This is a genomic window from Xanthobacter sp. 126, assembly GCF_000526175.1.
Lineage (GTDB): Bacteria > Pseudomonadota > Alphaproteobacteria > Rhizobiales > Xanthobacteraceae > Xanthobacter > Xanthobacter aminoxidans.
Genome location: NZ_JAFO01000001.1, coordinates 2002328 through 2029115, shown reverse-complemented (window position 1 = coordinate 2029115; position 26788 = coordinate 2002328). Strand labels below are relative to the sequence as shown.

The following is a 26788-nucleotide window of genomic DNA, read 5'->3' as shown; positions in this document are numbered from 1 at the left end:
TAAGGCGCCGGCTTTGCTAGAAGCCCGCAAGAACTCACGGAAACCTTGCACCCATGTCGCCCGCGGCGCCCGCGCCCCTCACCTCCCGCACGTCCCCGAGCCTCGAGGAGGCGCTGGTCGCCACCTTCGCGGCCGCCGGCTTCGCGCGCCTCGATCCGCCCATCCTCCAGCCGGCCGACGTATTCCTCGACCTTTCGGGCGAATCCATCCGCCGCCGCATGTATCTGACGGCGGACGCCGAAGGCCACGAGCTGTGCCTGCGGCCGGACCTCACCATTCCGGTCGCCCGCGCGGTGCTGGCCGAGGGCATGGCGATGCCGGCACGGGTGAGCTACCTCGGCCCCGTCTTCCGCTTTCGTGGCGAAGGCCCCGGCGAGTTCCGGCAGGCCGGCGTGGAATCCTTCGGCCGCACCGACATCGAGGCGGCAGACGCGGAAATCCTGTCCCTCGGCCTCAATGCCTGCGCGCTCTACGGCCTGCCCCAGCCGGACATCCGGCTCGGCGATGTGGGCCTGTTCACGGCGCTGCTCGACGCACTGCCGCTGGCGCCGGCCATGCGCCGCCGGCTGCTGAAGGATTTCGGCCAGGGACGGGTGAACCTCGATCTCGCCCAGCTCAACGACAAGAGCCGCGAGGGCGCCCCCGCCCATGCCGGCGTGCTGGCAGCGCTCGATGGCGCGGACCCCGCGGCAGCGCGCGCGCTCATCACCGATCTGCTCTCCATCGCCGGGATTTCGACGGTGGGCGGGCGCAGCGTGTCCGAGATCGCCGAACGGTTCCTGGAGCAGTCCTCCCTCGATGCAGGTGGCGGGCTTTCGACGGAGACCTCGGAAATCCTGTCGCGCTACCTCGCCATCTCCGGCACGCCGGACGACGCTTCGGCCCGGATGCGGGCTCTGGCCGCGGATGCGGGCATCGACCTCAACGCCGCTCTCGACTTGTTCGACCGCCGCACCGGCTTCTTCACCGCCTATGCGGTGAACCTGTCGTCCGTGCGTTTCTCAACCGCCTTCGGGCGGCCGCTCGATTATTACAGCGGCATGGTGTTCGAGTTGCACGACCCGGCCCGTCCCGGCGCTGGCCCGCTGGTGGCGGGCGGGCGCTATGACCGGTTGCTGTCGCGGCTCGGCGCGGAGGGTGCCATCCCCGGCGTCGGGCTTGCCGCCTGGGTGGAGCGCCTCGCCGGCCTCTCAGGTGCCGCGGAGGACGCCCGATGACCACGCCGCTCATCCTCGCCGTACCGTCCAAGGGGCGGCTTCAGGAAAATGTCCACGCCTTCTTCTCCCGCGCCGGCATGCCGCTGACGCAGGCCCGCGGCGCCCGCGACTATCGCGGCGCGCTGGGCGGCGTTGAGGGGGTGGAGGTCGCCTATCTCTCCGCCTCGGAAATCGCCGCGGCGATGGCCTCCGGCACCGCCCATCTGGGCGTGACCGGCGAGGACCTGGTGCGCGAGAACATCCACGAGGCGGACAGCCGCGTGGCGCTGCTGGAAAAGCTCGGCTTCGGCCATGCCAATGTGGTGGTCGCGGTGCCGCAGGCGTGGATCGACGTGCGCACCATGGACGATCTCGACGACGTGGCGAGCCACTTCCATGGCCGCACCGGCCGGCGCATTCGCGTCGCCACCAAATATGTGAACCTGACGCGCGGCTACTTCGCCCGCCACGGCATCATCGACTACCGCATCGTCGAGAGCGCCGGCGCCACCGAGGGCACGCCCGCCGCCGGCACGGCAGAGCTGATCGTCGACATCACCACCACGGGCGCGACGCTGGCCGCCAATGCGCTGAAGGTGGTGGATGACGGCATCATCCTGAAGTCCGAGGCGAACCTCGTCGCCTCCCTCACCGCCAACTGGAGCGGCGGTCCCCTCGCGGCGGCCCGCGCCATGTTCGACCGGCTGGGAGCCGAGAAGCGCGCCCGGACCATGCGGGAGGTGCGCACGCGCTTTGCCGATTGCGATGCCTCGCTAGTGGACGAGGCGGTGGCGGCCTATCGCTGCGTGGCACCGTTCGGAGGCCCCACGTCGTCCGGCATGCTGACGCTGCACTGCCCGCCGGACACGCTGCACGCGCTTGCCACCTTCCTTCGCCAGCGCGGCGCCAGCATGGTGACGGTCGGCCCCATCGAATACGTCTTCGCCGCCGACAATCCGCTCTACGAGGCGCTGGACGCGCGGCTGAACGGCTGACCCTCTGGAATGCCCCCGGCCGGCGCAGGACGCCGGCCGGGGGTTTTCGTCAGTTGGTGCCGAGGCCGCGGTCACCCTGCGCCAGGAACAGGCGGTCGGCTTCCGAGAGCGGGCTCCGCTCCTGACCGGCGGAGAGCGCCACGAAGGCCGGATGGCCGGCGCGGGGCGTCGCATAGCCGAGCGGCTGGACCTGCGAATGGAGGGTCGCAGCGGCCTGCGCCTCAGCATCGGCGGCGGCGAGGGACGGTTCGTCACCCGCGAAGGCCGCGCCGGAAGCAAGGAGGGCGGCGAGCGCGACGGCGCTAAAAGTCAGATTACGCATGTTGATCTCCTTAAATACCAACCCCACCACGCCCTTTGATGGCTAGGAGCTAGGGTGCGCCGCAAAATTCGATAAGGCTCCCTTAGCGAAACAATCGGTGGGGATTTCTGGACAATCGACGAGAATTCTTTGATCTCAATGGCTCGCGTCCTATTCTGAGACCGAGGTGACGGTGCGAAGCGGCCCGTTCAAGGGAGCGTGATCGGCATGTCTTTCGAGCCTTCCGCAGCGTCCCAGCGGCGTCGCCTGCTGCACGGATCACTGGCCGGGCTGGCCATCGGGACCGTCGGCGGGCTCATCGGCCTCGGTGGCGCGGAAATACGGCTGCCGGTGCTGATCGCGCTGGGGTTCGAGGCGCTGCCCGCCATCATCATCAATCGGGTACTCAGCCTCGTGGTGGTGGCCTTCGCCCTGCCGTCCCGCGCCGCGACCATTCCCTTCGCCGAGGTGGCCGAGCACTGGCGGGTGATCGCGACCCTGCTGGCCGGAAGTCTCGCGGGGGCCTGGACGGGGGCGACCTACGCCACGCGGTTCGCCTCGCGCACCCTGTTCCGCACCATTGCGGCCATGCTCGTCTTCACCGCCGTCCTGCTGGTGCTGGGGGACGATCCCGATCTCAAGCACATGGCCATCGACGGCACTGTGCGGCTGGTGGTCGGGGTGCTGGCGGGCTTCATCATCGGGCTCGCAGTGGCGCTCATGGGGGTTTCGGGCGGGGAATTGCTGGTGCCGACGCTGGTTCTGCTCTTCGCCCTGCCGGTGAAGCTCGCGGGCAGCGTCGCGCTGGCGGTGAGCCTGCCCACCCTCATCGTCGGCTTCGCCCGTTTCGGCCGCGACAACACTGTCGGCGTCGTGCGGGAGAACCTGACGTTTCTCGGCGTGATGACGGCCGCCTCCATGCTTGGCGCGTTTCTCGGCGGGCAGTTGCTTGGTGTCGTGCCGGCCTCCATGCTGCTGCCGCTGCTCGGGGCCATCCTTGTAATGTCGGCCTGGAAGATCTGGCGGCACGGCTCGGGCTCGGGGGCATAGCGGCGCGCTTCCCTCCCGGCGCGCCGGGCCTTACTCTCCGCCCAAGATCACATCGCACAAGGCGACGCGCCCAATGCGGCGGCGCGCGGGGAGTTCATGTTCATGCGTGATGCCGAACCCAAGGCCATCCACCTTTCCGACTACCGCGCCCCGGACTGGCTGGTGGACAAGGTGGACCTTGATTTCTCCCTGCACCCCTCGCAGACCCGCGTCACGTCGAAGCTGGCCCTGCGCCGCAACCCGGCGGGTGCCCCCGGAGCGCCGGTGGTGCTAAATGGCGACGGCCTGACGCTGGTGCGCCTCGCCATCGACGGCAAGCCGCTGGCCGGCCCGAGCTTCGAGGCGACGCCGGACCGCCTCACCCTCGCCCATCCCCCGGCCGACGCCTTCGTGCTGGAGGTGGAGACGCTGGTGGACCCCACCGCCAACACCCAGCTGATGGGGCTCTACCGCACCTCCAGCAACTATTGCACCCAGTGCGAGCCCGAGGGCTTCCGCCGCATCACCTATTATCCTGACCGGCCGGACGTGCTCTCCGTCTTCACCACCCGCGTCGAGGCGGACGAGGCCGAAGCGCCCGTGCTGCTCGGCAACGGCAATCTGGTGGAAAGCGGGAAGGTGGACGGCACCACCCGCCATTATGCCGTGTGGCATGATCCGTGGCCGAAGCCCTCATACCTCTTCGCCCTCGTCGGCGGGCGCCTCGCGAAGATCTCGGACAGCTTCCGCACCCGTTCCGGGCGCGAAGTGGAGCTGGGCATCTATGTGGAGCACGGCAAGGAAGCCCGCGCCGGCTATGCCATGGACGCGCTGAAGCGCTCCATGCGCTGGGACGAGGAAGCGTTCGGCCGCGAGTACGATCTCGACGTGTTCAACATCGTCGCCGTGTCGGACTTCAACATGGGGGCCATGGAGAACAAGGGCCTCAATGTCTTCAACGACAAGTATGTCCTCGCCACGCCCGAGACCGCGACGGACGCGGATTATTCCGGCATCGAGGGCGTCATCGCCCACGAATATTTCCACAACTGGACCGGCAACCGCATCACCTGCCGCGACTGGTTCCAGCTTTGCCTCAAGGAAGGCCTCACCGTCTTCCGCGATCAGGAATTCTCCTCCGACGAACGCTCCCGTCCGGTGAAGCGCATCGCCGACGTGCGGGCGCTGAAGGCCGCCCAGTTCACCGAGGACCAGGGGCCGCTGGCGCATCCAGTGCGGCCACAAACCTATCGCGAGATCAATAACTTCTACACGGCGACCGTCTACGAGAAGGGCGCCGAGGTGGTCCGCATGCTGAAGACCCTGCTCGGCGAGGCCGGGTTCCGGGCGGGCATGGACCTCTATTTCGAGCGCCATGACGGTGAGGCAGCCACCATCGAGGATTTCGTCGCCGCCTTCGCCGACGCCACCGGCCGCGATCTCACCCAGTTCGCGCTCTGGTATGCGCAATCGGGCACGCCGGTGCTCACCGTGAGCAGCGCGTGGGATCCCGACGCCGGCACCTATCGCCTCGACGTGGCGCAGGAGGTGCCGCCAACCCCCGGCCAGCCCACCAAGAAGCCCATGCTTATCCCTCTCGCCCTCGGCCTCGTCGGCCCGGATGGGCGCGACCAGCCGCTGGCGCTCGGCAATGTGCCGGTGGAGAACGGTGTGGTGGAGGTGAGCGAGGCGCGCCAGAGCTTCCTCTTCACCGGCCTCGACGCGCGTCCCGTGCCCTCGCTCAACCGCGGCTTCTCGGCCCCGGTGAACCTCGTGAGCGACCTCACCGAGGCCGACCGCGTGTTCCTCGCCGCCCATGATGCGGACCCGTTCAATCGCTTCGACGCCATCCAGCGCATCGCTCTGGAAATGCTGAAGACCGGCGCCCGCACCGGTAGCCTGCCGCCGACCGAGGCGCTGGTGACGGCCGCCCGCGCCATCCTCGCCGACACCACGCTCGATGCCGCCTTCAAGGCGCAGGCGCTGGCCCTGCCCGGCGAGGGCGAGGTGGCCCGCGAACTGGCGAAGGACGTGGACCCGGACGCCGTGTTCGCCGCCCGCAAGGCGCTGCGCATCGCGGTGGGCACGGTGCTGGAAGGCGCCTTCGCCACCACCTATGCGGCCATGGCCGCCACCGGCCCCTTCTCACCGGACGCCTCCTCCGCCGGGCGGCGGGCGCTGCGCAACCTGTCGCTGGATTTCCTTGCGGTGACCGGCTCGGCCGAGGGCATCGCCCGTGCCAAGGCCCAGTTCGAGGCGGCGGACAATATGACCGACCGCATCACCGCCCTTGCCGTGCTGACCCAGCACGAGGTGCCGGAGCGCGAAGCCGCGCTTCAGGCCTTCTACGACCGCTTCGAGCGGGACGCGCTGGTGATCGACAAGTGGTTCACTTTGCAGGCGCAGATCGCAGATCCAGGCACCCTCGACCGCATCAAGGACCTGATGCTGCATCCCGCCTTCTCGCTGGGCAATCCCAACCGGGTGCGCTCACTGGTGGGCGCCTTCGCGGCCACCAACCCCACCCAGTTCAACCGGGCGGATGGTGCCGGGCACGAGTTCGTCACCGACGTGGTTCTGACGCTGGACGGCAAGAACCCCCAGGTGGCGGCCCGCCTCCTCGCCTCGTTCAAGACCTTCCGCCAGCTGGAGCCGGTGCGCCGCGCCAGCGCGGAGCGGGCCCTGCGCAAGGTCGCGGAGACGCCCGGCCTCTCGCCTGATGTGGCCGACATCGCCACCCGCGCGCTGGGGTGAGGGCACCGGACGGGGTGCCCTCACCGGTTAACCTGTAGGCAACGCAGGGTGTATCGGCTTTCGTTCGCATATCCTGTTGGCTGTGCTAAAGCCGAACCATGTGTCCTGAACCGCCCAGCGATCAGGACACATGGTGAGCTCGCCTCTTTTCGAAGCGAGAGCGGGCTCCAGCCGGCGGTCGGGGTCCAATGAACGAAGCAAGCATAATCCCCTATAGCTGCGTGCGGCGGCTGATCGAGGGTGCCGCCCTCGTCCTCGCGCCCCATCCTGACGACGAGATCCTCGGCTGCGGCGGCGCGGTGCTGCGCCATGTAGATGCCGGCGACCCCGTCACCGTGGTCATCTTCACCGACGGCGCGGCGGCCTCGGGGGCGGCCGACCATGCCGGCGACTACGTGGCCATGCGCCAGGCGGAGTCCCGCGCCGCGGCACAGGTGCTCGGCTATGGCGCGCCGCATTTTCTGGACTATCCCGACCGCGGGCTCGTCTACGACGAAGATCTCGTCGCTCGCGTCGCCTCCCTCATCGCCATCCACCGCCCGGCGATCGTCTATGCGCCCTCCATCTACGAGGTGCATCCCGACCACCGCGCGCTGGCCTTCGCCGCCATAGAGGCGGTGCGCCGGCGCGGCGGGGCGCTTGCCGTCGCGTGCTACGAAATCGGCAATCCGCAATTGCCGAACCGCCTCCTCGACGTGACCGACCTGACCGACACGCTCAAGGCGGCCATGCGGTGCTTTCCCTCCCAGCTCGCCGAGCGGCCCTATGACAGCTACGTCCTCGACGGCCTGAACCGGTTCCGCGCCTATACGCTCGGGCCGGGCGTGGATGCGGCCGAGGCCTACTGGATGGCGACAGGCGAGGAGTTGCGGGCGCGCCCGCCGGGTCTCTACCGCGCCCTTATGGGCGCCTGGGCCGATGCGGGGGTGCCCCCGAACATGGCTGCCCCGGCCGCCACCATCGCCCCTCTCGTCTCCATCGTCACCCGCACCATCGGCCGACCCAGCCTTGCCGAAACGCTGGATTCCATCTGTGCCCAGACCTATCCCCGTATCGAGATCGTGCTGGTGGAGGCGGATCCCGCCCAGGCCGGACGATCCGGCGAGGGGTGCTGGCGCTATCCTCTGCGCACCGTCGGCGGCACCGCCCCCCTCGACCGCTCCGTGGCCGCCAATCTGGGCCTTGCCCACGCGCGCGGCGAGATGATCCTTCTCCTGGACGACGACGACTACATCGACCCGGACCATGTGGCGACGCTGGTTGCCCTGCTGCGCGGCGCGGAGGATGCGGTCGCGGCCTATTCCGGCGTGCGCGTGGTGGCGAGCCGCGAGCCGGGGCAGCCCCCTGTCGCCGTCTTCCATGAACCGTTCGACGCCGACCGCCTCGCCTACGACAATTACCTGCCGGTCCATGGCGTGCTGTTTCGCCGGCGCGCCCTCGACGCCGGCTGCCGGTTCGACGAGAGCCTCGTCCTCTATGAGGATTGGGATTTCTGGCTCCAGGTGTCGCGCCACGGGCGCTTCCTGAGGTCGGACGGCGTGACCGCGACCTATGTGAGCACGGGCGGCTCGGGCGCTGGCACAGGGGCCTTTGATCCGGCGGTCGCCCAGGCCGCCCGCCTTGCCGTCTACCGCAAGTGGCTGGGGCTGTGGCAGCCCGAGGACATCAACCGCGTCCTCGGCCTCCATCGCAACACCGAGCATCGCCTGCACCAGGCACAGGCAGAGAATGGCATGCTGCGTGGCGAGGCCGCGACACTTCATAGCCGGATCGCCGCGCTGGAGGCCGAGCTGGCGAGAGCGGCCGCGGCGCCCCCTGGAACGACGGCAGTACCGCCCGAAGCGCAGCCGACGGACGCGCAGACCGCTGAGGTTCAGCCCGTCTGCGATGCCCCGCCCCTTCCAAGCCAAGAAGAGGGCGAGGAGCCGGCGGTGGCCGATGCCTCGACCGAGCAGCCGGAGACGCAAGAGACGGCCGGGACCCCGCCGGCCGAGCCCGCGCAGCCGACTGATGAGGCCGGCATCGATCACCATGGACCGGACGGCGCTCTGGAACTGGAACGCCAGGCGTCTTCCGAGGCCGACGCCCCGTCACCAGACGCGCCGGCGGACACGGGGCCTGGCGATGCCGTGGCGACGCCCGCCTTCGCCACCGAGACCGCGGAGCACACGAGCGAAGCCGGGGCGGACGGGCCGCCGGACCTGTCCGCGTTCAAGGCCCTGCCCTTCCCGCTCAATGTCTATGGAGCATTGCTGCAGATCGAGGTGGGCGAGGTGGCCTGGCTGCACTTCGCCCTGTTCGACCATCCCGGCGAACCGATGGTCACCGCCCAGCGGCGCTCCACGGATCTGCTGCTGGCGCAGCTCCCGCCGCCGCCGGCGCGTATTCTGGAGGTCGGCACCGGGCTCGGCACCTTGCTCGCCGAGCTTGTGGCCAAAGGCTACGACGTGACCGGCATCAATCCCGACCCGGCCCAGGTCGCGGTGGCGCAGGCGCGCTTCGGCGCCGACCTGCCGCTGGTGGAAGCCACCTACGAGGGCTGGACCCCGCCGCCCGATGCCGAGCCCTTCGACGTGATCCTGTTCCAGGAAAGCGCACAGTATATCGACACGCTCACCCTGTTCGACCGCGCCCTAGATCTCCTGCGGCCCGACGGGCGGATCATCCTTCTCGACGAGTTCGCCATCCGCCGCACCTCTTGGTCGCCGGAGCCCCTGCATCTGCATGACCATGTGGTCGCCCTTGCGGACCGGCTCGGCTTTTCGGTGGAACGGGACGAAGACCTCAGCGCGAAGGCGGCGCACACCGTCGACAAGATGCTGGAGATGACCTCCCGCCACCATACCACGCTCGAGGAGTCGCTCGAGGTGCCGGCGGAGCTGATCGCCAAGCTCGACGCCTCAAATGCCGCCTACCGCGCCGCATATGCTGAGGGCCGGTTCGGTTACCGCCTGCTCGTCCTGCGCCGGGACCGCGAAACCCCGTGGCGACTGCGCGCAATCACGAACGCGCATCACGATGCCTTCGCCGCCTTGTTCCGCGAAACCTTCGGCCACGACATGCCGCTCGCCACCTGGGAGTGGAAATATGGCGAGGGGCGTGGCCACGGCATAGGCGTCTGGATCGACGGGCAGCTCTCCGCCCACTACGGCCATTGCAGCCGTCCCGCGCTCGTGTTCGGCCACCCGAGCCGCCTCGGACTGCCTGGGGACGTGATGGCCCGCAAGAAGAGCCACCGCACCCTCGGACGGCGCGGGCCCTTCTTCGCCGCCGCAGCAACCCTGCAGGAGGTGCATGGCGGCTTCGGCACGGACCACCTCGTAGGTGCCGGCTTTCCCAATGCCCGCGCCAATCGCGGGCCGCGCCTGCTGGGACTCTACAGCGACGCCACGGACCGGGTGGTGGAACTGCACTGGCCGCTCGGCGACACAGACGCGGCGCCCGACAGCCGGCGCGTGGACGATCCCGACGACGCCGAAGCGCGGCGCGAGATCGATGCCCTGTGGCAGCTCATGGCGCAGGACCTCTCGGCCCACGTGGTGGCGATTCGCAACTTCGACATCCTCGTCCAGCGCTACCTGCGGCATCCTGAGAAGACCTACGAAATCCATCTCATCCGCGACGGCGGCGTCCCCCTCGGCGTGGCGGTGTTGAGCCGGACAGGGCCGGACAGCTTCGAGCTCATGGACCTGGTGGGTCCCCTCGACGCCATGAACCGCCTGCTCCAGGCGGCGCGCAGCATCGCGGCGGCGGGCGGTGCGCAGGATCTTTGGGGCTGGTTCGCGGAAGCATGCGTCGCCGGACGTATCGCCACACCCGATTGCGAAGTCAGGGACATCTCCGTCGAGACCCCCACCTTCATCTGGCGCCCCGGCATTCCGCCCGAGGACCTGATCGGGCGCATCTGGCTCACCAGCGGCGACACCGACTTCCACTGAAGTCCTGCGCCTCGCCCCGCTCTAATGCGTCCAGTGCGCCACCCTACTCCGCCGCCATCTCCAGCACGCGCTCGAAGATGGCGCGGACCTTCTGCTCGGTCTCGAACAGATCGGCCTCCAGCGTGGCGAAGTCCGGCATCTCGCCGGCGCGGGCGAGGAGTGCGCGCAACGCCGGGCTCGCGTCCTGCGGCACCACGTGGGCGTCCACCGACAGGCGCAGCACCTGCGTCAGGTTCTGGTAGAGCCGGCAGGCGCGCAGCAGCACGTGCGCGTCTTCCGGCTCAAGCAAGGCCAGCCGCTCGGCGGTGGCGAGCACACGGGCGGTCGCCGTGTCCACGATCTCGGGATGATCGTGGGCATGGGCCAGCACGAGATATTGGGCGAGGAACTCCACATCCACCTGCCCGCCGGCCGCGTGCTTCAGGTTCCAGCGGTCGTCCTCGCCCTTCTCGGCGGCGATGGCGCCGCGCATGTCGAGGATGTCGCCCGCCAGCCGGCGCTGGTCGCGCGCCTGGCCCATGATGCCTCCGATGACGTCGCGCACGATGGCGCCGAACTCCGGCGTGGCGGCGATCACACGGGCGCGGGTCAGCGCCATATGCTCCCACGTCCAGGCTTCCGCCTGCTGATAGGTGGCGAAGGAGGAGAGCCGCGTCGCCAGCGGACCCGAGCGGCCCGAGGGGCGCAGCCGCAGGTCCACGTCATAGAGCTTGCCGGCATTGGTCAGCGAGGTCAGCGCCGTGACGAGGCGCTGGGTGAAGCGGGCGAAATACTGCGCGCCGGTGAGCGGGCGCGGACCGTCCGAGGTGGGATCGGCCTCGGGATCGAAATCATAGAGCAGGATGAGGTCGAGATCGGAGCCCGCCGTCATCTCGCGGCCGCCGAGTTTGCCCATGGCGAGCACGGCCGTCTCGGCGCCGGCAATGCGGCCGTGGGCCTCGCAAAAGCGCTCCCACACGCGCCGGTGCAGGGCGCGGATGATGACCTCGGCGAGCGTCGCATAGGCCTCGCCCGCCCGCGCCGCCGGCAGCGTGCCGGAGGCGATGCGCACGCCGATGAGCACATGCTGCTCCTGCCGGAAGCGGCGGGCGCGGTCGAACTGCTCCTCGTCGGTCTCGGCCGTGTCGAGCAGCAGTTCGAGATGCTCGGAGAGGCTCGCCTCGTCGGGCAGTACGTCGAAGAAGGCGGGATCGAGCAGTGCGTCGGTGAGGGAGGGGCGGCGGGCCAGGGTCTCGGCGAGGCGCGGGGCGGCGGTGAGGATGGTCGCGAGTAGCCGCACGAGGTCCGGGTGGCGGTCCAAAGCGGTGAGGAGGAGCGGTCCCGGCAACTCGGTGAGGAAACGGTCGGCCGCGATCAGCGCGCCGTCCGGGTCGCCGCCGCGCGAGAGCGCCTCCAGCATCAGCGGCGCGATGCGGGCGAGATGGGCGCGGGCGGGCTCGGTCTTCAGCGCGCGCGGCCCTCCGGCAAGCCAGCGCCGGACGATGCCGCTCGCCGCCGCCGGGTCCTTGAAACCGAGGCGCGAGAGGGCGGCGAGCGTCGGCCGGTCGTTCTCGTCCGGCGGAAAGAGCAGGTCGGCGTCGAGCACGGCCGGCGGCGGCGCATCCTCGAACAGATGGGCGTAGTGGCCCTGAACCGTCGTCAGGCGCTGGACGAGGGCGGCAGCGAAAGCGTCCCGGTCGGGATAGCCCATGAAGCGGGCGAAGCCTTCCATGGCCTCGCGGCTTTCGGGCAGGGAATGGGTCTGCGCATCCGCCACCATCTGGATGCGGTGCTCCACCCGGCGCAGGAAGAGATAGGCCTCGGCGAGATCGTCACGGACCTTCGGCTCGATCCAGCGATGGGCGGTGAGCGCATCGAGGGCGTCCAGCGTGCGGCTGGTGCGCAGCAGGGGGTCACGTCCGCCGGCGATGAGCTGCTGGGTCTGGACGAAGAACTCGATCTCGCGGATGCCGCCGCGACCGAGCTTCACATTGTGCCCCTCCACCGCCACCACGTCATGGCCGCGGAAGGCGTGGATCTCGCGCTTCATGGCGTGGACGTCGGCGATGGCCTGGAAGTCCAGCATGCGGCGCCAGACGAAGGGCGAGAGATCGGCGAGGAACTGCCGCCCCACCTCCGCATCACCCGCCACGGGGCGCGCCTTGATGTAGGCCGCACGCTCCCAGGTGGCGCCCTCGCGCTCGTAATAGTCGAGGGCGGAGACGGTGGAGAGGGCGACCTGCGTCGAGCCGGGATCGGGGCGCAGGCGCAGGTCCACGCGCAGCACATAGCCGTCGGCAGAGCGCTCCTGCAGCAGCCGCACCAGCCCCTGCGTGATCTTCACGAAGAAGGGCGAGGCGGACACGCTGTCGGAGAGCTGCGCCTTCTCGCGGTCGTAGACCACCACGAGGTCGATATCACTGGAATAGTTGAGTTCCCGCGCGCCGTGCTTGCCCATGGCAATCGCCGCGAGGCCGGAGCCGGCCTGCGGATCGGCGGGATCGGGCACCATGAGCCGCCCGGCCTTCACCGCCTCGCCGAGGAGGAAGGACAGCGCCTTGCGCACCGCCGCGTCGGCCACGTCGGTCAGCGCCGCTGTCACCTCCACGAGGCCGAACACGCCGCCCATGTCGGCGATGGCGATCAGCAGGGCGGCCTCGCTGCGCATCCGCCGCAGCGCGCGCATCACATCGGCTTCCGAGCCTTCGACTGCCGCGCATTCGGCGATGAGCGCTTCGAGTTGGGCGTGTGGCAAGCGTCCGAGCACGCGCAACAGCCGCTCCGGCTCGGCGCGGACCACTTCGGTGAGGAAGGGCGAACTTTCGGCGATTCCGAGACAGACCTGTTCGGCGCAGAGCGCCTCGGCGAACAGCGCATCAAGGGCGGCGCGTGCCTCCGGCGCCAGCCGTTCGATGGCGTGGGAAAGCTTAATCTTTGCCGCCTTCGCATCCGCCACGACGGGCGCTTCCCGCATCTGCAGGGCGAGGGGCGGCCGGTCCGCCGAATCCGGTTCCGTGGGCCAACGCATGGTCAGGTCTAAAGGCACCAGTGACTTGCCGCGCGCAAGCCTTCTTTCATCGAAGTGCCGCAGCGGGAGGCACGGCACGCATCATAGTGAGTGGGGAATGAAGAGGTCATTACGGAGGTTAACGCCCGCGCCGACGGCTTGGTTCATGCCCCGCTGTCATTTCGTCGGCAAACGGAAGGTCGCCACGAGCCCCGGCTTGTTGTCGGAAAAGGCCAGCGTACCGCCGTGCAGCCGCGCCACCGCCCCCACCAGCGACAGGCCGAGGCCGGAGCCGGGACGGGTGCGGCTCGCCTCCAGCCGCACGAATCGTTCCACCACCCGCTCCCGGTCGGCGGCCGGGATGCCCGGACCGGTGTCGGCCACCGCCAGCACCGCCTCTGCCCCGTCGCGCGTCAGCGTCACGGCGATGCGCCCCCGGCCCCCGTCGGCCGGGCGGCCGTATTTGATGGCATTGTCGATGAGGTTGGAGAGGGCCTGCGCCAGCAGTTCCTTCACCCCGTGGACGGTGGCCGGCACGGCGCTGACGGTGAGGTCAAGCCCCTGCTCGTCCGCCAGCGGCTCGTAAAGCTCGGACACCGCCTCGGCTATCTCGGCGAGGTCCACATCGCCCATGGTCGCCCGCCCCTGCCCCGCCTCGGCGCGGGCGATCATCAGGAGGGCATCGAAGGTGCGGATGAGGCCGGCGCTCTCCTCGATGGTGGCCTCCAGAGCCGCCCGCCAGGCTTCCTCAGTGTGGGCGGTGCGCAGCGCCTCCTCGGCGCGATTGCGCAGGCGGGTGAGCGGGGTCTTCAGATCGTGGGCGATGTTGTCGGAGACTTCCTTCAGCCCCACCATCAGCCCCTCGATGCGATCGAGCATGGCGTTGAGGGAGTGGGCGAGGCGGTCGAACTCATCCTCGGTGCCGGCCAGCGCCAGCCGGCCGGAGAGGTTGCCGGCCATGATGGTTTCGGCCGTCGCGGTCATGGAATCGATGCGCTTCAGCACCCGCCGCGTCACGAACACGCCGCCGGCGAGGCCCAGCACCACGATCAGCACCACCGCCCATTGGGCGGGCCGCGCCACGAGATCGCGCAGGGTGTCGCGCTCCTCGATGTCGCGGCCGACGAGCAGGCGATAGCCGCCGGGCAGGAACATGGTCTGCACGAAGGCCACATGGCTCTTGGCCACGGGATCGTCCGGCCGGTTGTAGGTGGTGAAGCGGGTGCCCTCCTTGTCGAGGAGGCCGATGGGCAGGTCCGTCACGTTGGCGGCCAGTACCTCGCCCTGGAAATTGGAGAGCACGTAGATGGACGAGCCCGGCCGCCGCGTCCGCCGGTCGATGACATAGACCAGCCGCTGGATGCCGCCGATGCGGTACTGGTCGGAGAGCCCGACGACCTCGCGGTCGAGGTCATCCGCCACCTGCCCCTGGATCAGGGCGCGGGTGTGCCACGCGGTGTAGACGATGACCGACACCGCAAACAGCGCGAAGACGACGAGATAGGCGGCGAGCAGCTTGAACGCCGTGGTGCGCACCAGGCGCGCTGCGTGGGCGATGGGACTGGCAATCGCGCCGTGCGCCCTCCCCCCGTTGCCGAGTGGACCCGTACCGGTCGCCGGGGCGCCCTCCCCCTTCACGCCACCAGCCCCGCCCGCACCATGTAGCCGGCGCCGCGGACGGTGTGGATGAGCGGCACGTCGAAGCCCTTGTCGATCTTCGAGCGCAGGCGCGAGACGTGGACGTCGATGACGTTGGTCTGGGGGTCGAAATGATAGTCCCAGACGTTTTCGAGCAGCATGGTGCGCGTCACCACCTGGCCGGCGTGGCGCATGAGATATTCCAGCAGCCGGAACTCGCGTGGCTGGAGCGGGATCTCCTTGCCGGAGCGGGTGACGCGGTGGGCGAGGCGGTCGAGTTCGAGGTCCGCCACCTTGTACACCGTCTCCGCGCCCTGGCTGACGCCGCGCCGCGACAGCGCCTCCACCCGCGCCAGAAGCTCGGTGAAGGCGTAGGGCTTGGGCAGATAGTCGTCGCCCCCGGCGCGCAGGCCCTGCACCCGGTCGTCCACCTGCCCGAGCGCCGAGAGGATGAGCACGGGCGTCGTGTGCCCCCGCCCCCGCAGCTCGGTGACGAGGGAGAGGCCGTCGCGGGCGGGAAGCATGCGGTCCACCACCATCACGTCGTATTTGCCGTCGAGCGCGAGGGCGAGCCCCTCCTCGCCGTCTGCGGCATGGTCCACCACGTGACCGGCCTCGCGGAAGGCCTTGCGCAGATATTCGGCGGCGTCGCGGTCGTCCTCGACCAGGAGAAGGCGCATGGCGGAGAGCGGACCCGGATCGAGATTCGTTGTCATCACTCTAGCTCACCTTTCAGGCAGGTCCATGCGAGGCGGGGACGACGCTACTCCCCTCTCCCCTCGCGGGAGAGGGGCTGGGGGTGAGGGGGCTGGGCGGACAGAAGAGCCGATGGGACCAACGGCACCACACCCCTCACCCCGGCCCTCTCCCGCAAGGGGAGAGGGAGATCGCCCGCCAGCACCAGGCGCCACCTAAAAAAGTGGCGCGGGAAGCCCTCTGGAGCTTCCCGCGCCTGCGGAGCCGAAGCGGCATCAGGGGCGATGGCGATATCCACCTCGGTCCGGAGGCCCGTCGCCGGGGGATTGCCCCCGGCGTGTCATGCGGTCGGGCCTTGTCTCAGGCCGGCTAAGCGGGCTCAGCCGATTTTGGCTCAGCCTTTGGCCTTGCCTTCCAGCGAGATGGCGACGAAGCGCACGCCCTCGCCGCTCTTCACCTGGATGAGCACCGCCTTGCGGTTCTCGGCCTTGGCGGCTGCGAGGCCGTCGCGCACGTCCTTGGGGGTGGCGACGGTCTTGTCGCCGACCTTCAGGATCACGTCGCCGGTCTTCAGGCCGCGCTGGGCCGCCGGGCCGTTGGGCTCGACGCCGGTGACCACCACGCCCTCGCCGCCGGCACCCTGCACGCTCTTGGAGGGAGCGAGCTGCAGACCGAGGCGCGGCATGTCCTTGTTGCCGGCGCTGTCGTCCTCACCCTGCGGGGTGTTGGTGCGGGAGGCCACCTGCTCGTTGGGCAGCTGATCGAGCACCACCTTGATGTCCATGGGCTTGGTGTCGCGGATCACCGAGAGCTGGACCTCGGCGCCCGGCTTCATCATGCCCACCTTGCGGGACAGCTCGCGGGCTTCCTTGATCGGCTCGCCGTTCACCTTGACCACCACGTCACCGGCCTTGACGCCAGCCTTGGCGCCAGCGGTGTTGGGCTGCACCTGGGCGACGAGGGCGCCTTCGGCGCTCTTGATGCCGAGGCCGGAGGCGAGATCCTCCGTCACCGGCTGGATCTGGACGCCGATGTAGCCGCGGGCCACCGAGCCCTTGTCACGCAGCTGGGTCACCACGGTCTTCACCGTCTCGGAGGGGATGGCGAAGGCGATGCCCACGTTGCCGCCCGAGGGGGAGACGATGGCGGTGTTCATGCCGATCACCTCGCCGTTCAGCGAGAAGGTCGGGCCGCCCGAGTTGCCCCGGTTGATGGGGGCGTCGATCTGGATGAAGTCGTCATAGGGGCCGGAGCCGATGTCGCGGCCGCGGGCCGAGACGATGCCGGCGGTCACGGTGCCGCCGAGGCCGAACGGGTTGCCGACCGCGATCACCCAGTCGCCGACGCGCGGCGCGCCATCGGCGAGCTTCACCCACGGCATGTTGGTGACGTTGTCGATCTTGAGCAGGGCGACGTCGGTGCGCGGATCGGTGCCGATCACCTTGGCGACGTATTCCTTGCCGTCGGTGGTGGTCACGTCCACCTCGTCGGCGCCATCCACCACGTGGTTGTTGGTCACCACATAGCCGTCAGCCGAGATGATGAAGCCGGAGCCCTGGCCCACCACGGGGCGCTCACCCTTGGGACCCATGCCGCCGCGCGGGCCCATGCCGGGACCACCCGGGCCGCCGGGACCCATGCCGGGGCCACCCTGGCCGAAGCCGAAGCGCTTCAGGAATTCCTCGATCTGGGGCGGGACGTTGCCGCCGAGGCCCTCGCCGCCCATGGCCATCTGCTGGTCGCCGATGTCCTTCTTCACCTTCACCGAGACGACGGCGGGCGAGACCTTCTCGACGATGTCGGCGAAGGAGAAGGTGTTGGCCGGCTGGCTGGTGGTGATCTGCGCGAGGGCAGGCGTATTGGCAGGCGGGATGAACTGGCCGGCAACGACGCCGGCGAGGGCGAGACCGAAAACGCTCGCGAGCATGGCACGGCGGTTGCGCTTCGTCACGGAAGGGATGGAGGGGGAGCGGGTCATGCGTCGCGTCTCTCTGTTGCCTGCCATGCCGGGCAGGTTCGAGACGCAACCTATGCGTTGGATCGTTACGGCAATCTGGCGGCCGGATTAAGCTTCCGTAATGTCGCTCGCGATGCCGTGAGCCGCGCTCCGGCGCGGGATCAGCCGACCCCGCGCGACATCAGATGCAGGCCCAGCACCATTATGCCCACCGCCGCCACCCAGCTTCCCGCCGCCCGGAGCGCGATGGGCCGCCAGCCGCCGACCCCGGCGAGGAAGGCGATGGCGCAGCCGAGCACGAGGGTGACGAAGGCGTAGCCGATCACCGTCACGCCGGACAGGAACAGGAACCGGTCCGTGGTGGCCACCATGGCGGCGCCATTCTGGTAGCCGTCCAGCAGGCCGAGCCCCACCGCCAGCACCAGCAGGGCGGCCAGCGGCAGCCTCAGCTGCGCGGCGACGGCAAGGCCGGTGAGCGCCACCAGCGTCACGCCCGCCACCGGCGCGAACGGCGGCGGCGGCAGCACCAGCGACAGCGCGCCACCGGCGGCCAGTGCCAGCGGGAAGACCAGAACCACCCAGCGGGCCGTGCGCGGCCCCTGGAAGGCGGCGAGCACCGCCAGAGCGAGCCAGGGCAGCACCTGCTCGAAGTCCGTCAGCGGATGCAGCGCGCCGGAATAGAAATCGCCGAGCCGCGTGTCCACGAGATGGGCATGGGCGAGGCCGGGGGTGAGCGCGAAGACGAGAGCAAGCGCGCCGGCCAACCCGGCGCGCTGGACAAGGCGTGTCATTCGATGATCCCGATGGCACCGAGCAGGAAGTAAACGCCGAGACAGCCGATGGCGGCGCCACAGGCGCGCACCGCCTTGGCCCCCGCCTCCCAGCGCACCGCCACGCCGATGAGGATGCCGAGCAGGTGGAGCATGCCGGTGGCCACCACGAAGCCCACCGCGAACGCCACCGCATCGGCCGCATCCGGCAGCTCCTTGCCGTGGGCATAGCCGTGGAAGATGGCGAACACGCCGACGATGGTCGCCGCCACCCACAGCGGCGGGCGGATGTTCAGGGCCACCATGGCGCCGAGCGCGATGCCGGACAGCGCGATCATAAGCTCGACGAAGGGCAGGTCGATGCCCATGACGCCGAGCAGGCCGCCGACCGCCATCACCAGCGGGAAGGTGATGGGCAGCACCCAGATGGCCGGGTTGCCGAGCTGCGCGCCCCACAGGCCCACCGCCACCATGGCGATGATGTGGTCCGCCCCGGAGAGCGGATGGAGAAAGCCGCTCTCAAGGCCGATCTGCGTGCCCGTGCCCGTATGGGCGAGGGCCGGAGACAGCGGGATCATGGCGAGAAGGCCGGCGAGGACGAGCGCCGGGTTCGGGCTGTGGGACTTCATGACGAATGTCCTTCCAAGGTGTGCGCCCCAGGCAGGGTCAGATGCGGATGAGGAACCAGAACGAGGCGACGGAGCCGATGACATAGGCCGGGATGGCCGCGCCCCAGCGGGGCAGCAGCGCCTGTGCCTGCCGGTGCGCCCACATGAGAGCGAGCACCACCATCACGAACATCAACTGGCCGATCTCCACGCCCACGTTGAAGAACAGAAGGGCGATGGGCAGCGTCGTCTGCGGGATGCCCAGCGCCGTCAGCGCGCTGGCGAAGCCGAGGCCGTGCAGGAGGCCGAAGGCGAAGGCGACGATCCAGGGATAGCGCGCGGTCAGCCCCGGCTCGCCCCGTTGCAGCTTCACGATCTCCACGCCGACGAAGACGATGGACAAGGCGATGGCGGCATTGAGCGGCCGCTCGGGCACGCCGACCCAGCCGAAGGTGGCGGCGGCGAGCGAGATGGAATGGCCCACGGTGAAGGCGGTGATGGTCTTCACCAGCCGCCAGCCCCCCTTCACGATCCAGATCAGGCCCAGCACGAACAGCAGGTGGTCGATGCCGCGCAGGATGTGGTCGATGCCCAGATTGACGTAAGTGTCCGCGAGATCGGCCCACACCGCGAGATTGGTGCCGGGCTCGCTCGCCACCATCATGGTGGGCTTGGCGGCGCTCACCGTGTAGGCGACGGTCGCCCCCTCGCGCGGGACCACCCGGATGGTGGCCACCGACTGCTTGCTGCCGAGGCCCATGAAGCTGAGGCGGCCGGTGAGCCCGCGGTCGCCGCAGACCAGTTCGGGCGGGTTCCATTGGCAGTGGGCGGGAAAGATGGGCTGCAGGGTCACATCCACCGGCGGCATGGTCCACTGGCCGATGAAGCGGCCGGGCGCGATCTCGCGCAGGGTGATGACCGCCATGGTCGCCTCATGCGCCCGCGCGGCCAGCGACGGCAGGAGGAGCGCGCAGAACAGCGCCAGGACCGCGAGCAGGCCGGACCGGAAGGCGCGGGGTGCTCGCGCCGTTATGGCTCGGGCGATCATGGCTCGCCACGCCGGATGACGTAGGCGTTGCCCAGGTCCTTGGTCGCGGCGATGCCGAGGATGCGGCGGCGCTCGTCTTTCCACGCAAGCGCGACCTGGGCGGACACCTCGTCGAGGTCGGTCGGATGGCCGGGCGCATAGGCATCGAGCCGCACCACGTTCCAGCCGTCCTTCGACGGGACCACCCGCCACTCGCCCTGCGGCAGCGCCACCAGCGTCTCCACGAACGGCGTGCCGAACGACGGCTCCAGCGACTTGCGCGGCCGCTCGCCGAAGATGAGGGCGCGGTTCTGGGTCTCTTCGGATTCCTCGCCGGCGACGATCTGCTCCAGCGTCGCGCGGGCGTCCGCCTCGGCGTTCGGGCCGGTGAAGGGCACGGAGATGAAGCTGATGGTCTCAGGCACGTCATACTGCGCCCGGCGCTTCTCGTACCAGGCTTCGAGCTCGGCGTGGGTCGGCTCCTTGACCTCGACGCCGTTGAAGATGAGCAGGCGCATCTTGTGGACGATGCGGTCGCGGATCATCTCGTCGCCCTTGTCGAGGCCCTGCGCCAGCGCCTCGCGGAAGGTGATCTCGTTCAGGATCCACACGTCGACCAGCTTGCGGTACTCGTCCGCCCCCGGCTCGCGGCCCTCGTGGGTGGACTTGAAGGCATCGACGATGCTCTGGCGCACCTCGGGGGTGACCTCAATGAGCTTTTCCTTCGGGATCGCCGGCGTCACCGCCGCATGGGCCGCGAAGATCATGGCGCCGAGCACCATGAACTGAAGCAGCGGCTCGCCGATCAGCCGCCGGATGAGGCTCTTGTTCCTGGTGCCGGCCGGGGCATCCGCGCCCGTATTCAAACCCGATGACGTCAAGACTCGTCCCCCGCCCACAGGGACACGAAAAAGCGCATCCCCGCCACGTCGTGCTTCCACGCCTGCTGACGGCGCATCCCCTAGCGGCGGACCGGTGTCGGCTTGATGACAGCGTTGCGGCGGACGCAGGGTCCGAAAGGTCTCGCAAGGTTTCCCGGCTCACCTTCCCCGGCGTCACAGAACCTTCAGCACGCGGTCACAGAACGCGGCTAGGAGGCCCCTACGGGCGGACTGGCGTCCGTGGGAAATTAGGGGTTGGAGCATGAAGGGCGGGGTGCTGACACAGCAGCTCATCGCGGGGGCGTCGGTCCTCGTTGTTGCCGGCGGAGCGGCTTTTGCGCCGACGCAGGCGTTCGCCGACAGCTACATGGCCGGCGACTTCCACAATCACACGCCGTGCTCGGACGGACGCTCGTCGGTCGAAACACTGGTGAAGAAGGCGGTCCAGAGTTACGGCCTGGAATGGCTCGGCGCGGCCGATCACGGCGGCTCCAGCCCGCGCGACTGCCGCGTGGACGACCCGGAAGGTGACGGCTCCACCACCGGCAAGGGCCGTTTCTTCGATCAGGTCAGCGGCCTCGTCATCAAGGGCGACACCGCCACCTCGCAGGGCCACCGCTCCATGTGGCGCTGGCAGAGCGCGGAAGAGATCATCTTCCCCGAGTTGGTCCGCCTCGCGAAGGAAACCGGCGTACCGATGCTCTACGCGGGCATCGAGACCAACGTGCCCGGCCACGAGCACACCTCCATGGCGGTGATCGGCAATCAGAAGCCGCAGAACGCCATCGAGAAGAAGGGCCTGTTCGGCAACAAGAACAAGGACAAGGACACCGGCAACGCGAGCGCCGTGGCCGAGTTCGAATACCGCTTCGACCGCTCGGACACTGATTTCAGCCTCGGTGCGCCCACCCATAACTGGACCGGCAAGGTGGCCAATGCCTCCGGCTCCGGCTCGGGCACGGCAAACCACCAGAACAAGGCGGTTCCCTCCGTCCAGTGGCTGCAGAAGTATTATCCGCTCGACAGCTACTACGTCCCCGCGCATCTCGAGCGGGCCGGCGTGTTCAATCCGAACGGCAACAACGGCTTCAATATCGAGCACCTGCGCGACTTCAACAATGCCGGCCCGACCGTCGCGGTGGGCTTCGAGAGCCAGCCGGGCCACCAGGCCTCCAACAACCGCGGCGAATACCGCGCCGGCTTCTGCGGCACGGGTTGCGACTCGGTCGGCGTGACCACGTTCGGCGGCACGGGCATCTATGCCGCCAAGGTCGGCGGCGTGTGGGACGCCATGCTGGGTGAAGGCCGCAACTGGTTCTTCTTCGCCAGCTCCGACTGGCACAATCGCGGCGCCTTCTCCATCTACGAGAAGGGCACCACCAACGACTTCTATCCGGGCGAGTTCCAGAAACTCTACATTCTGCGCCCGAAGAAGTCCGTCACGCTCCGTCCCCAGGTGATTGTCGACGGCGTGCGATCCGGCAACTCCTACTCCGTGCAGGGCGACCTCATCACGGGTGAGTTCACCTACAACGCCAAGGCCGGCCTCGGCGCCAAGGCGGGCATGGGCGACACGCTTGTGGTGAAGCGCGGCAAGTCGGTGACGCTGACCCTCGAGGTCAACGTGCCCACCGGCACCAATTACTCGCCCTACTCCTTCAACAACCCGTCGCTGGCGCAGATCGGCATCCAGGAGCCGCTCAACAAGCCCACGCTCCGCCAGGTGCAGTTCATCAAGGGTGACGTGACCGGCGTCGTGGCGCCCGGCAGCGCCAACTACACCGCCGGCACCAATGCTTCGGCGGCGATCATCGCCACCTTCGGCCCGACCACATGGAAGGCGCGCGGCACCAAGCGCACCATGACCGTCACCATCCCGAACGTGCAGAACAACATGTACGTCCGCGTGCGTGGCTCCAACCTGCCGGCCTCCGTGCCGGCCGAGACGGACGCCCAGGGCAGCCCGCTCAACGACTGGGATCCGGAGAACGCCGCCCAGGGCCCGTTCGTGCCCTGCAACGACGCCGCCTGTCCCTCGCATCTGGTGGTGCGCGACGGCCAGAAGATCTCCAGCTACGACGTGGCCGCTTGGTCGGACCTGTGGTTCTACGCGAACCCCATCTTCATCCGCGTCTCCGACCAGCCGGAACTCCTCGTCGAGACCAACGAGAAGCTCGCGGTCTCCCTCGCCAAGTGATGGTGAACTGACAGAAGACAAGCGCCGGCCAGGGCCGGCGCGAGACCTTCGGATGCCGGGGGCCTTCGGGCCTCCGGCTTCTTTCGCTTTCAGGGAACGGTTTCTGTCATGTCCCAGGTTCAGGCTTCGGAACCCGAATCCGCCGCGCCGCAACGCCTGACGCTCGGCCGAAATGCCCGCACGGGCATCGCCATCGCGCTGGTCGCGACCCTCTCGGGCTTTGCCGGCCTCGGCTACGAGATCGTGTGGACCCGGATGCTCGCGGTCAGCCTCGGCCATGAGCTGGTGGCGGTGCTGGGGGTCATCTCCGCATTGTTCGGCGGCCTCGCGCTGGGCAGCCTCCTGCTCGGCCGCGCCATCGCCGGGAGCGGCCGGCCTGCGGTCTGGTATGCGGGGCTGGAGCTGGTGATCGGCGCGTGGGCGCTGGTTCTCATCGGCGCGACCCCGCTCTTCGGCGACCTCGTGCCCGCGCTGGTACCGGTGGATGCCTCGGCGCTCCGGCAATGGTCCGTCGCCTTCGCGTTGCCATTCGTGCTGCTGCTGCCGGCGACCCTCGCCATGGGCGCCACCCTGCCGGCGCTGGAGGCCGTGCTGGCGCCGCGTCTCGCCTCAGGCGCGGCGGTGGGGCATGTCTATGCGGCCAACACGTTCGGCGCGGTGGCGGGGACAGTGGCCACCGCCTTTCTCATCATCCCCGCGCTCGGCCTCTCCGCCACACTGGTGCTGTCCGCCGTGCTGAATGCGGTCTGCGCCGCGGCCATGCTGGCCGTGGCGCGCGAGTCGGCCCCGGCGCCGGCGGCACGCCCGATTCGCGCGCCCGAGACCGACTCGGCCTCGCTCCCGGTGCTGGCGCCCCTGTTCCTCACCGGCCTCCTCGGCATCGGCTACGAGGTGCTGACGGTGCGGGTGCTGAGCCAGATTCTGGAAAACACCATCTACACCTTCGCCGTGCTCCTCGCCTGCTACCTCGCGGGCACCGCGCTGGGCGCCGCCCTCTATGCCCGGTGGCGGTCGATTCGCGGGCCGGGCGCGGACGGCTCAGTGGTCCTCCTCGTCACCCTCACCGCCCTCGCCTGCCTCGCCGGCGCGGCGCTGCTCGGGGCGTCGGGGCAGATTCTCTCCACCCTCAAGGCCGCGTTGCCGGTGACGGTGGCCGGACGTCTCTCCGCCGAACTCGCCATGGCCGCCGTGGCCTTCCTGCCGCCGACGATCGCCATGGGCGCCCTGTTCACGGCGCTTGCCCAGCGCGCATCCGACCGCCTCGGCGGCGTCGGGCCGGGGCTTGCGGCCAATACGCTTGGGGCGGCGCTCGCGCCCATGCTGTTCGGCCCGGTGTTGCTGCCTCTGATGGGCGCGAAATACGCCTTCGCGCTCCTCGCCGCCGCCTATGTGCTGGCGCTGCCGCTCCGGGGCCGCGCCGCGCTGGCCGGTGGCGGGCTGACGCTGGCGGCGACGCTGGCGCTGATGCTCGCACCCGTCTCCCTGCGATTCGTGCAGGTGCCGGAAGGCGGCGCGCTGGAGTGGCACCGCGACGGCGTGATGGCGGCGGTCAGCGTGGTGCGCAATGCCGCCGGAGACCGCCATCTTCAGGTGAACAACCATTTCCGCATGGGCGGCAGCGCCTCCATGCGCTCGGACCACCGGCAGGCACACATCCCCCTGCTGCTGCATCCCAACCCGCGCAGCGCGCTGTTCCTCGGCCTCGGCACCGGCGCCACCCTCTCCGCTGCCGGAGACCATCCCGGCCTCAGGATAGAGGGCGTGGAGCTTGTGCCCGAGGTGGTGGAGAGCTTCCCCTATTTCGAGCGCAGGCCGCCGCGCCTCGCCGGCAACCCGGACATCCGCATCCATGTGGCCGACGCCCGCCGTTTCGTGCGCGCGGGCACCGCGCCCTATGACGTGATCGTCGCCGACCTCTACCACCCCTCCGTGGACGGCTCCGGCGCCCTCTATGCCCGCGAGCATTTCGCCGCCATCCGCGACCGCCTCGCGCCGGACGGCCTGTTCTGCCAGTGGCTGCCGCTGCACCAGCTCGACATGGAGACGCTGAAGGTGATCGTTCGCACCTTCCTCGACGTGTTCCCGGACACGACGGCGTGGCTCGCCCAGTTCAGCGTGGAGACGCCCCTCGTCGCCCTGATCGGCCGCCGCACGCCCGCGACCTATCCGTCCGACTGGGTGGAGCGCCGGGTGCGCGACCGCGCGCTCGCGACGGGGCTGAAGGCGGTCGACTTGGACGGCAACTTCGCCCTGTTCGGCCTCCACCTCGCCGGCCCGGCGGACCTCGCCCGCTTCGCCGGCAATGCCCCCCTGAACACCGATGACCGGCCGGTGGTGACGGCGTCCGCGCCGCGCACCGCCTATGCCGCAAGCGAGCGGCCCGCCGACCGTCTGGTGGCGCTCCTCGCGGCGCTTCACCCGGCGCCGGAGATCCTGCTGGCGGGCGCCGATCCCGCCACGCAGGCGCGCCTCGCGGCCTACTGGAAGGCGCGCGACGGCTATATCGGCATGGGCGCCCGGGCGCTGGCGGCGAAGGGCCCGCGGGACGTCATCGGCACGCTGGCGCCGCAACTCATCGAGCTGGTGCGCATCAGCCCGGATTTCGAAGCCGCCTACGCCCCCGCGCTGGCCATGGCGCGCCAACTCGCCGTCACTGATCCTTCGGGCGCCCGGCGGCTCCTAGAAGCATTGGATAGGGCGAACCCGAGCCGCCCCGACGCCCGGCGGCTCTTGGCTCAACTGCCGCCGGCGTAGCGGGAGGGATCTCCCCGGGCTTCGCCACGGTAAAGGCGATGGAGCCGCCATCCGCATGGTGGTGGCGGCGCAGATAGCCGTTCCATTCCACCAGATACTTGCCCGGCGGCAGAGGCTTGGTCATGCGGAACGCGGTCTGGCGCACCTCCTCCGACGGGCGCGCCCAGTCGGTCGGCCACTCGGCCTTGTCGTCGAGGCTCACCACGCGCACGTCGTCGAGGCGGAACTCGTCGGTGAAGTCGATCTTCACTTCCGGCTCCGTCTCCGTCAGTACGTCGTTGGCGTTGGGAACCGACTGGTCGAACGCGCACTGGGCCTGCGCCCCCGTCGCCGCGAGGCTTGCGAGGAAAAGCACCGCGATTGCTGCATGAAGGCGCATGGGCCTCTCCCTGAAAAGGCGTGCTCTTGCGTTCACGAGAAGTGGATGGCGTAGCCGAAATTATCGAGCCGGTCGGGGATGGCGTTGAAGGCCACCGAGATGCGCCGCCCGCCCTTGTTCACCGGCACCTCGTGCAGCAGATAGCTCGGGAACATCACGAGGTCGCCCGCCCCGGTCTGCGGCATGGCGAACTTGCCGCCGTTGAAGGCGTTGATACGCGCGCCCGGATTGGTGTTGCCGAAGATGAAGCCGCTGCCGCCGATCGCCTTGTGGAAGACGATGTTGGCGGAGGGATGCGCATCCGTCAGGTAGACGACGCCCGAGATGAAGCTGTTGGCGTGGGTGTGGATGGCCTGATGGCCACCCGGCTCCAGCACGTTCACCCAGATTTCCTTGATCTGCCAGCTCAGCACCTCACCGAACAGCACCTCGCCGAATTCCGCCACCTTGGGCAGCACCAAAGCGCCGAGCCGCGACAGCAGCGTATCGGACTGGTCGCCCGCCACCGGGGTGTGGGAGAGGAGGTCCGAATAGGCGTTGGTGAGGGAGGTGCGGTCCGCCACCTCGGCCGCGAGCGCCTCCACATCGGCGGGGCCGATGAGGCCCTCGACGCGCATCACGGGGGTGGGGAAAAGTCCGATGAGCTGGGTCACGACAGGCCGGCCGATGTGCGCGAGACGGG

General features: G+C 69.4%; 18 protein-coding genes. 7 read left to right on the top strand and 11 right to left on the bottom strand.

The features are described 5' to 3' along the window. Positions 1-53: 53 nt before the first annotated feature. A complete protein-coding gene (locus XAN126_RS0109665; protein WP_024278389.1) occupies positions 54-1217 on the top strand; it encodes an ATP phosphoribosyltransferase regulatory subunit in 1164 nt (387 codons plus the stop codon). After that, positions 1214-2191 carry an ATP phosphoribosyltransferase gene (gene hisG, locus XAN126_RS0109660; protein ID WP_024278388.1) on the top strand — a complete coding sequence of 326 codons (978 nt, stop codon included), beginning with the start codon at positions 1214-1216 and terminating at the stop codon, positions 2189-2191. Before XAN126_RS0109665 ends, hisG begins: the two co-directional genes overlap by 4 nt. A gap of 49 nt (positions 2192-2240) precedes the next feature. Here hisG and XAN126_RS0109655 read toward each other — a convergent pair whose 3' ends face one another. Then, positions 2241-2513, bottom strand: coding sequence for a hypothetical protein (locus XAN126_RS0109655; RefSeq protein ID WP_024278387.1), 273 nt, complete (start codon positions 2511-2513; stop codon positions 2241-2243). Positions 2514-2720: 207 nt separating this feature from the next. Here XAN126_RS0109655 and XAN126_RS0109650 point away from each other — a divergent pair, with 207 nt between their 5' ends. The 3 genes from XAN126_RS0109650 (at position 2721) to XAN126_RS27040 (ending at position 10213) form a co-directional block, all read left to right on the top strand. Next, positions 2721-3542, top strand: coding sequence for a sulfite exporter TauE/SafE family protein (locus XAN126_RS0109650; protein ID WP_024278386.1), 822 nt, complete (start codon positions 2721-2723; stop codon positions 3540-3542). A 102-nt stretch (positions 3543-3644) separates the two neighbouring features. Next, positions 3645-6275 (top strand): aminopeptidase N, encoded by a 2631-nt coding sequence (gene pepN, locus XAN126_RS0109645; protein ID WP_024278385.1) that lies wholly within the window; start codon positions 3645-3647, stop codon positions 6273-6275. Positions 6276-6463: 188 nt separating this feature from the next. Continuing rightward, positions 6464-10213, top strand: coding sequence for a PIG-L family deacetylase (locus tag XAN126_RS27040; protein WP_081762592.1), 3750 nt, complete (start codon positions 6464-6466; stop codon positions 10211-10213). A gap of 43 nt (positions 10214-10256) precedes the next feature. Here XAN126_RS27040 and XAN126_RS0109635 read toward each other — a convergent pair whose 3' ends face one another. The 8 genes from XAN126_RS0109635 to XAN126_RS0109600 form a co-directional block, all read right to left on the bottom strand. Beyond that, positions 10257-13220 carry a bifunctional [glutamine synthetase] adenylyltransferase/[glutamine synthetase]-adenylyl-L-tyrosine phosphorylase gene (locus tag XAN126_RS0109635; protein WP_024278383.1) on the bottom strand — a complete coding sequence of 988 codons (2964 nt, stop codon included), beginning with the start codon at positions 13218-13220 and terminating at the stop codon, positions 10257-10259. A 156-nt stretch (positions 13221-13376) separates the two neighbouring features. Further along, a complete protein-coding gene (locus XAN126_RS0109630) occupies positions 13377-14735 on the bottom strand; it encodes an ATP-binding protein (protein ID WP_245272236.1) in 1359 nt (452 codons plus the stop codon). A 98-nt stretch (positions 14736-14833) separates the two neighbouring features. Continuing rightward, positions 14834-15553 carry a response regulator transcription factor gene (locus XAN126_RS0109625; protein ID WP_024278381.1) on the bottom strand — a complete coding sequence of 240 codons (720 nt, stop codon included), beginning with the start codon at positions 15551-15553 and terminating at the stop codon, positions 14834-14836. A 374-nt stretch (positions 15554-15927) separates the two neighbouring features. Continuing rightward, positions 15928-17511: a Do family serine endopeptidase gene (locus XAN126_RS0109620; protein WP_024278380.1), complete on the bottom strand. Its 1584-nt coding sequence runs from the start codon at positions 17509-17511 to the stop codon at positions 15928-15930. Positions 17512-17651: 140 nt separating this feature from the next. Then, on the bottom strand, positions 17652-18281 hold the full coding sequence (locus XAN126_RS0109615; RefSeq protein WP_024278379.1) for a HupE/UreJ family protein: 630 nt from the start codon (positions 18279-18281) through the stop codon (positions 17652-17654). Further along, complete coding sequence (locus XAN126_RS0109610) at positions 18278-18889, bottom strand: HupE/UreJ family protein (RefSeq protein ID WP_024278378.1); 612 nt, start codon at positions 18887-18889, stop codon at positions 18278-18280. Before XAN126_RS0109610 ends, XAN126_RS0109615 begins: the two co-directional genes overlap by 4 nt. A gap of 37 nt (positions 18890-18926) precedes the next feature. Then, positions 18927-19916 carry a HupE/UreJ family protein gene (locus XAN126_RS0109605; RefSeq protein ID WP_024278377.1) on the bottom strand — a complete coding sequence of 330 codons (990 nt, stop codon included), beginning with the start codon at positions 19914-19916 and terminating at the stop codon, positions 18927-18929. Further along, complete coding sequence (locus XAN126_RS0109600; RefSeq protein ID WP_155982273.1) at positions 19913-20776, bottom strand: peptidylprolyl isomerase; 864 nt, start codon at positions 20774-20776, stop codon at positions 19913-19915. The genes XAN126_RS0109605 and XAN126_RS0109600 overlap by 4 nt, the downstream gene beginning before the upstream one ends. A 262-nt stretch (positions 20777-21038) precedes the next feature. On the opposite strand from XAN126_RS0109600, the gene XAN126_RS0109595 reads away from it, so the two are divergent. Both XAN126_RS0109595 and XAN126_RS0109590 read left to right on the top strand, forming a co-directional pair. After that, on the top strand, positions 21039-22973 hold the full coding sequence (locus XAN126_RS0109595; RefSeq protein ID WP_024278375.1) for a hypothetical protein: 1935 nt from the start codon (positions 21039-21041) through the stop codon (positions 22971-22973). Between the two features lie 108 nt (positions 22974-23081). Then, the gene (locus XAN126_RS0109590) at positions 23082-25727 is read left to right on the top strand and encodes a fused MFS/spermidine synthase (RefSeq protein WP_024278374.1); all 2646 of its coding nucleotides are present in this window, start codon (positions 23082-23084) and stop codon (positions 25725-25727) included. Here the strand turns inward: XAN126_RS0109590 and XAN126_RS27690 are convergent. Next, positions 25624-26106, bottom strand: coding sequence for a copper resistance protein CopC (locus XAN126_RS27690; RefSeq protein WP_024278373.1), 483 nt, complete (start codon positions 26104-26106; stop codon positions 25624-25626). The two genes, XAN126_RS0109590 and XAN126_RS27690, sit on opposite strands and share 104 nt — an antisense overlap. A gap of 32 nt (positions 26107-26138) precedes the next feature. After that, positions 26139-26759 (bottom strand): putative 2OG-Fe(II) oxygenase, encoded by a 621-nt coding sequence (locus XAN126_RS0109580; RefSeq protein WP_024278372.1) that lies wholly within the window; start codon positions 26757-26759, stop codon positions 26139-26141. Positions 26760-26788 lie beyond the last annotated feature (29 nt).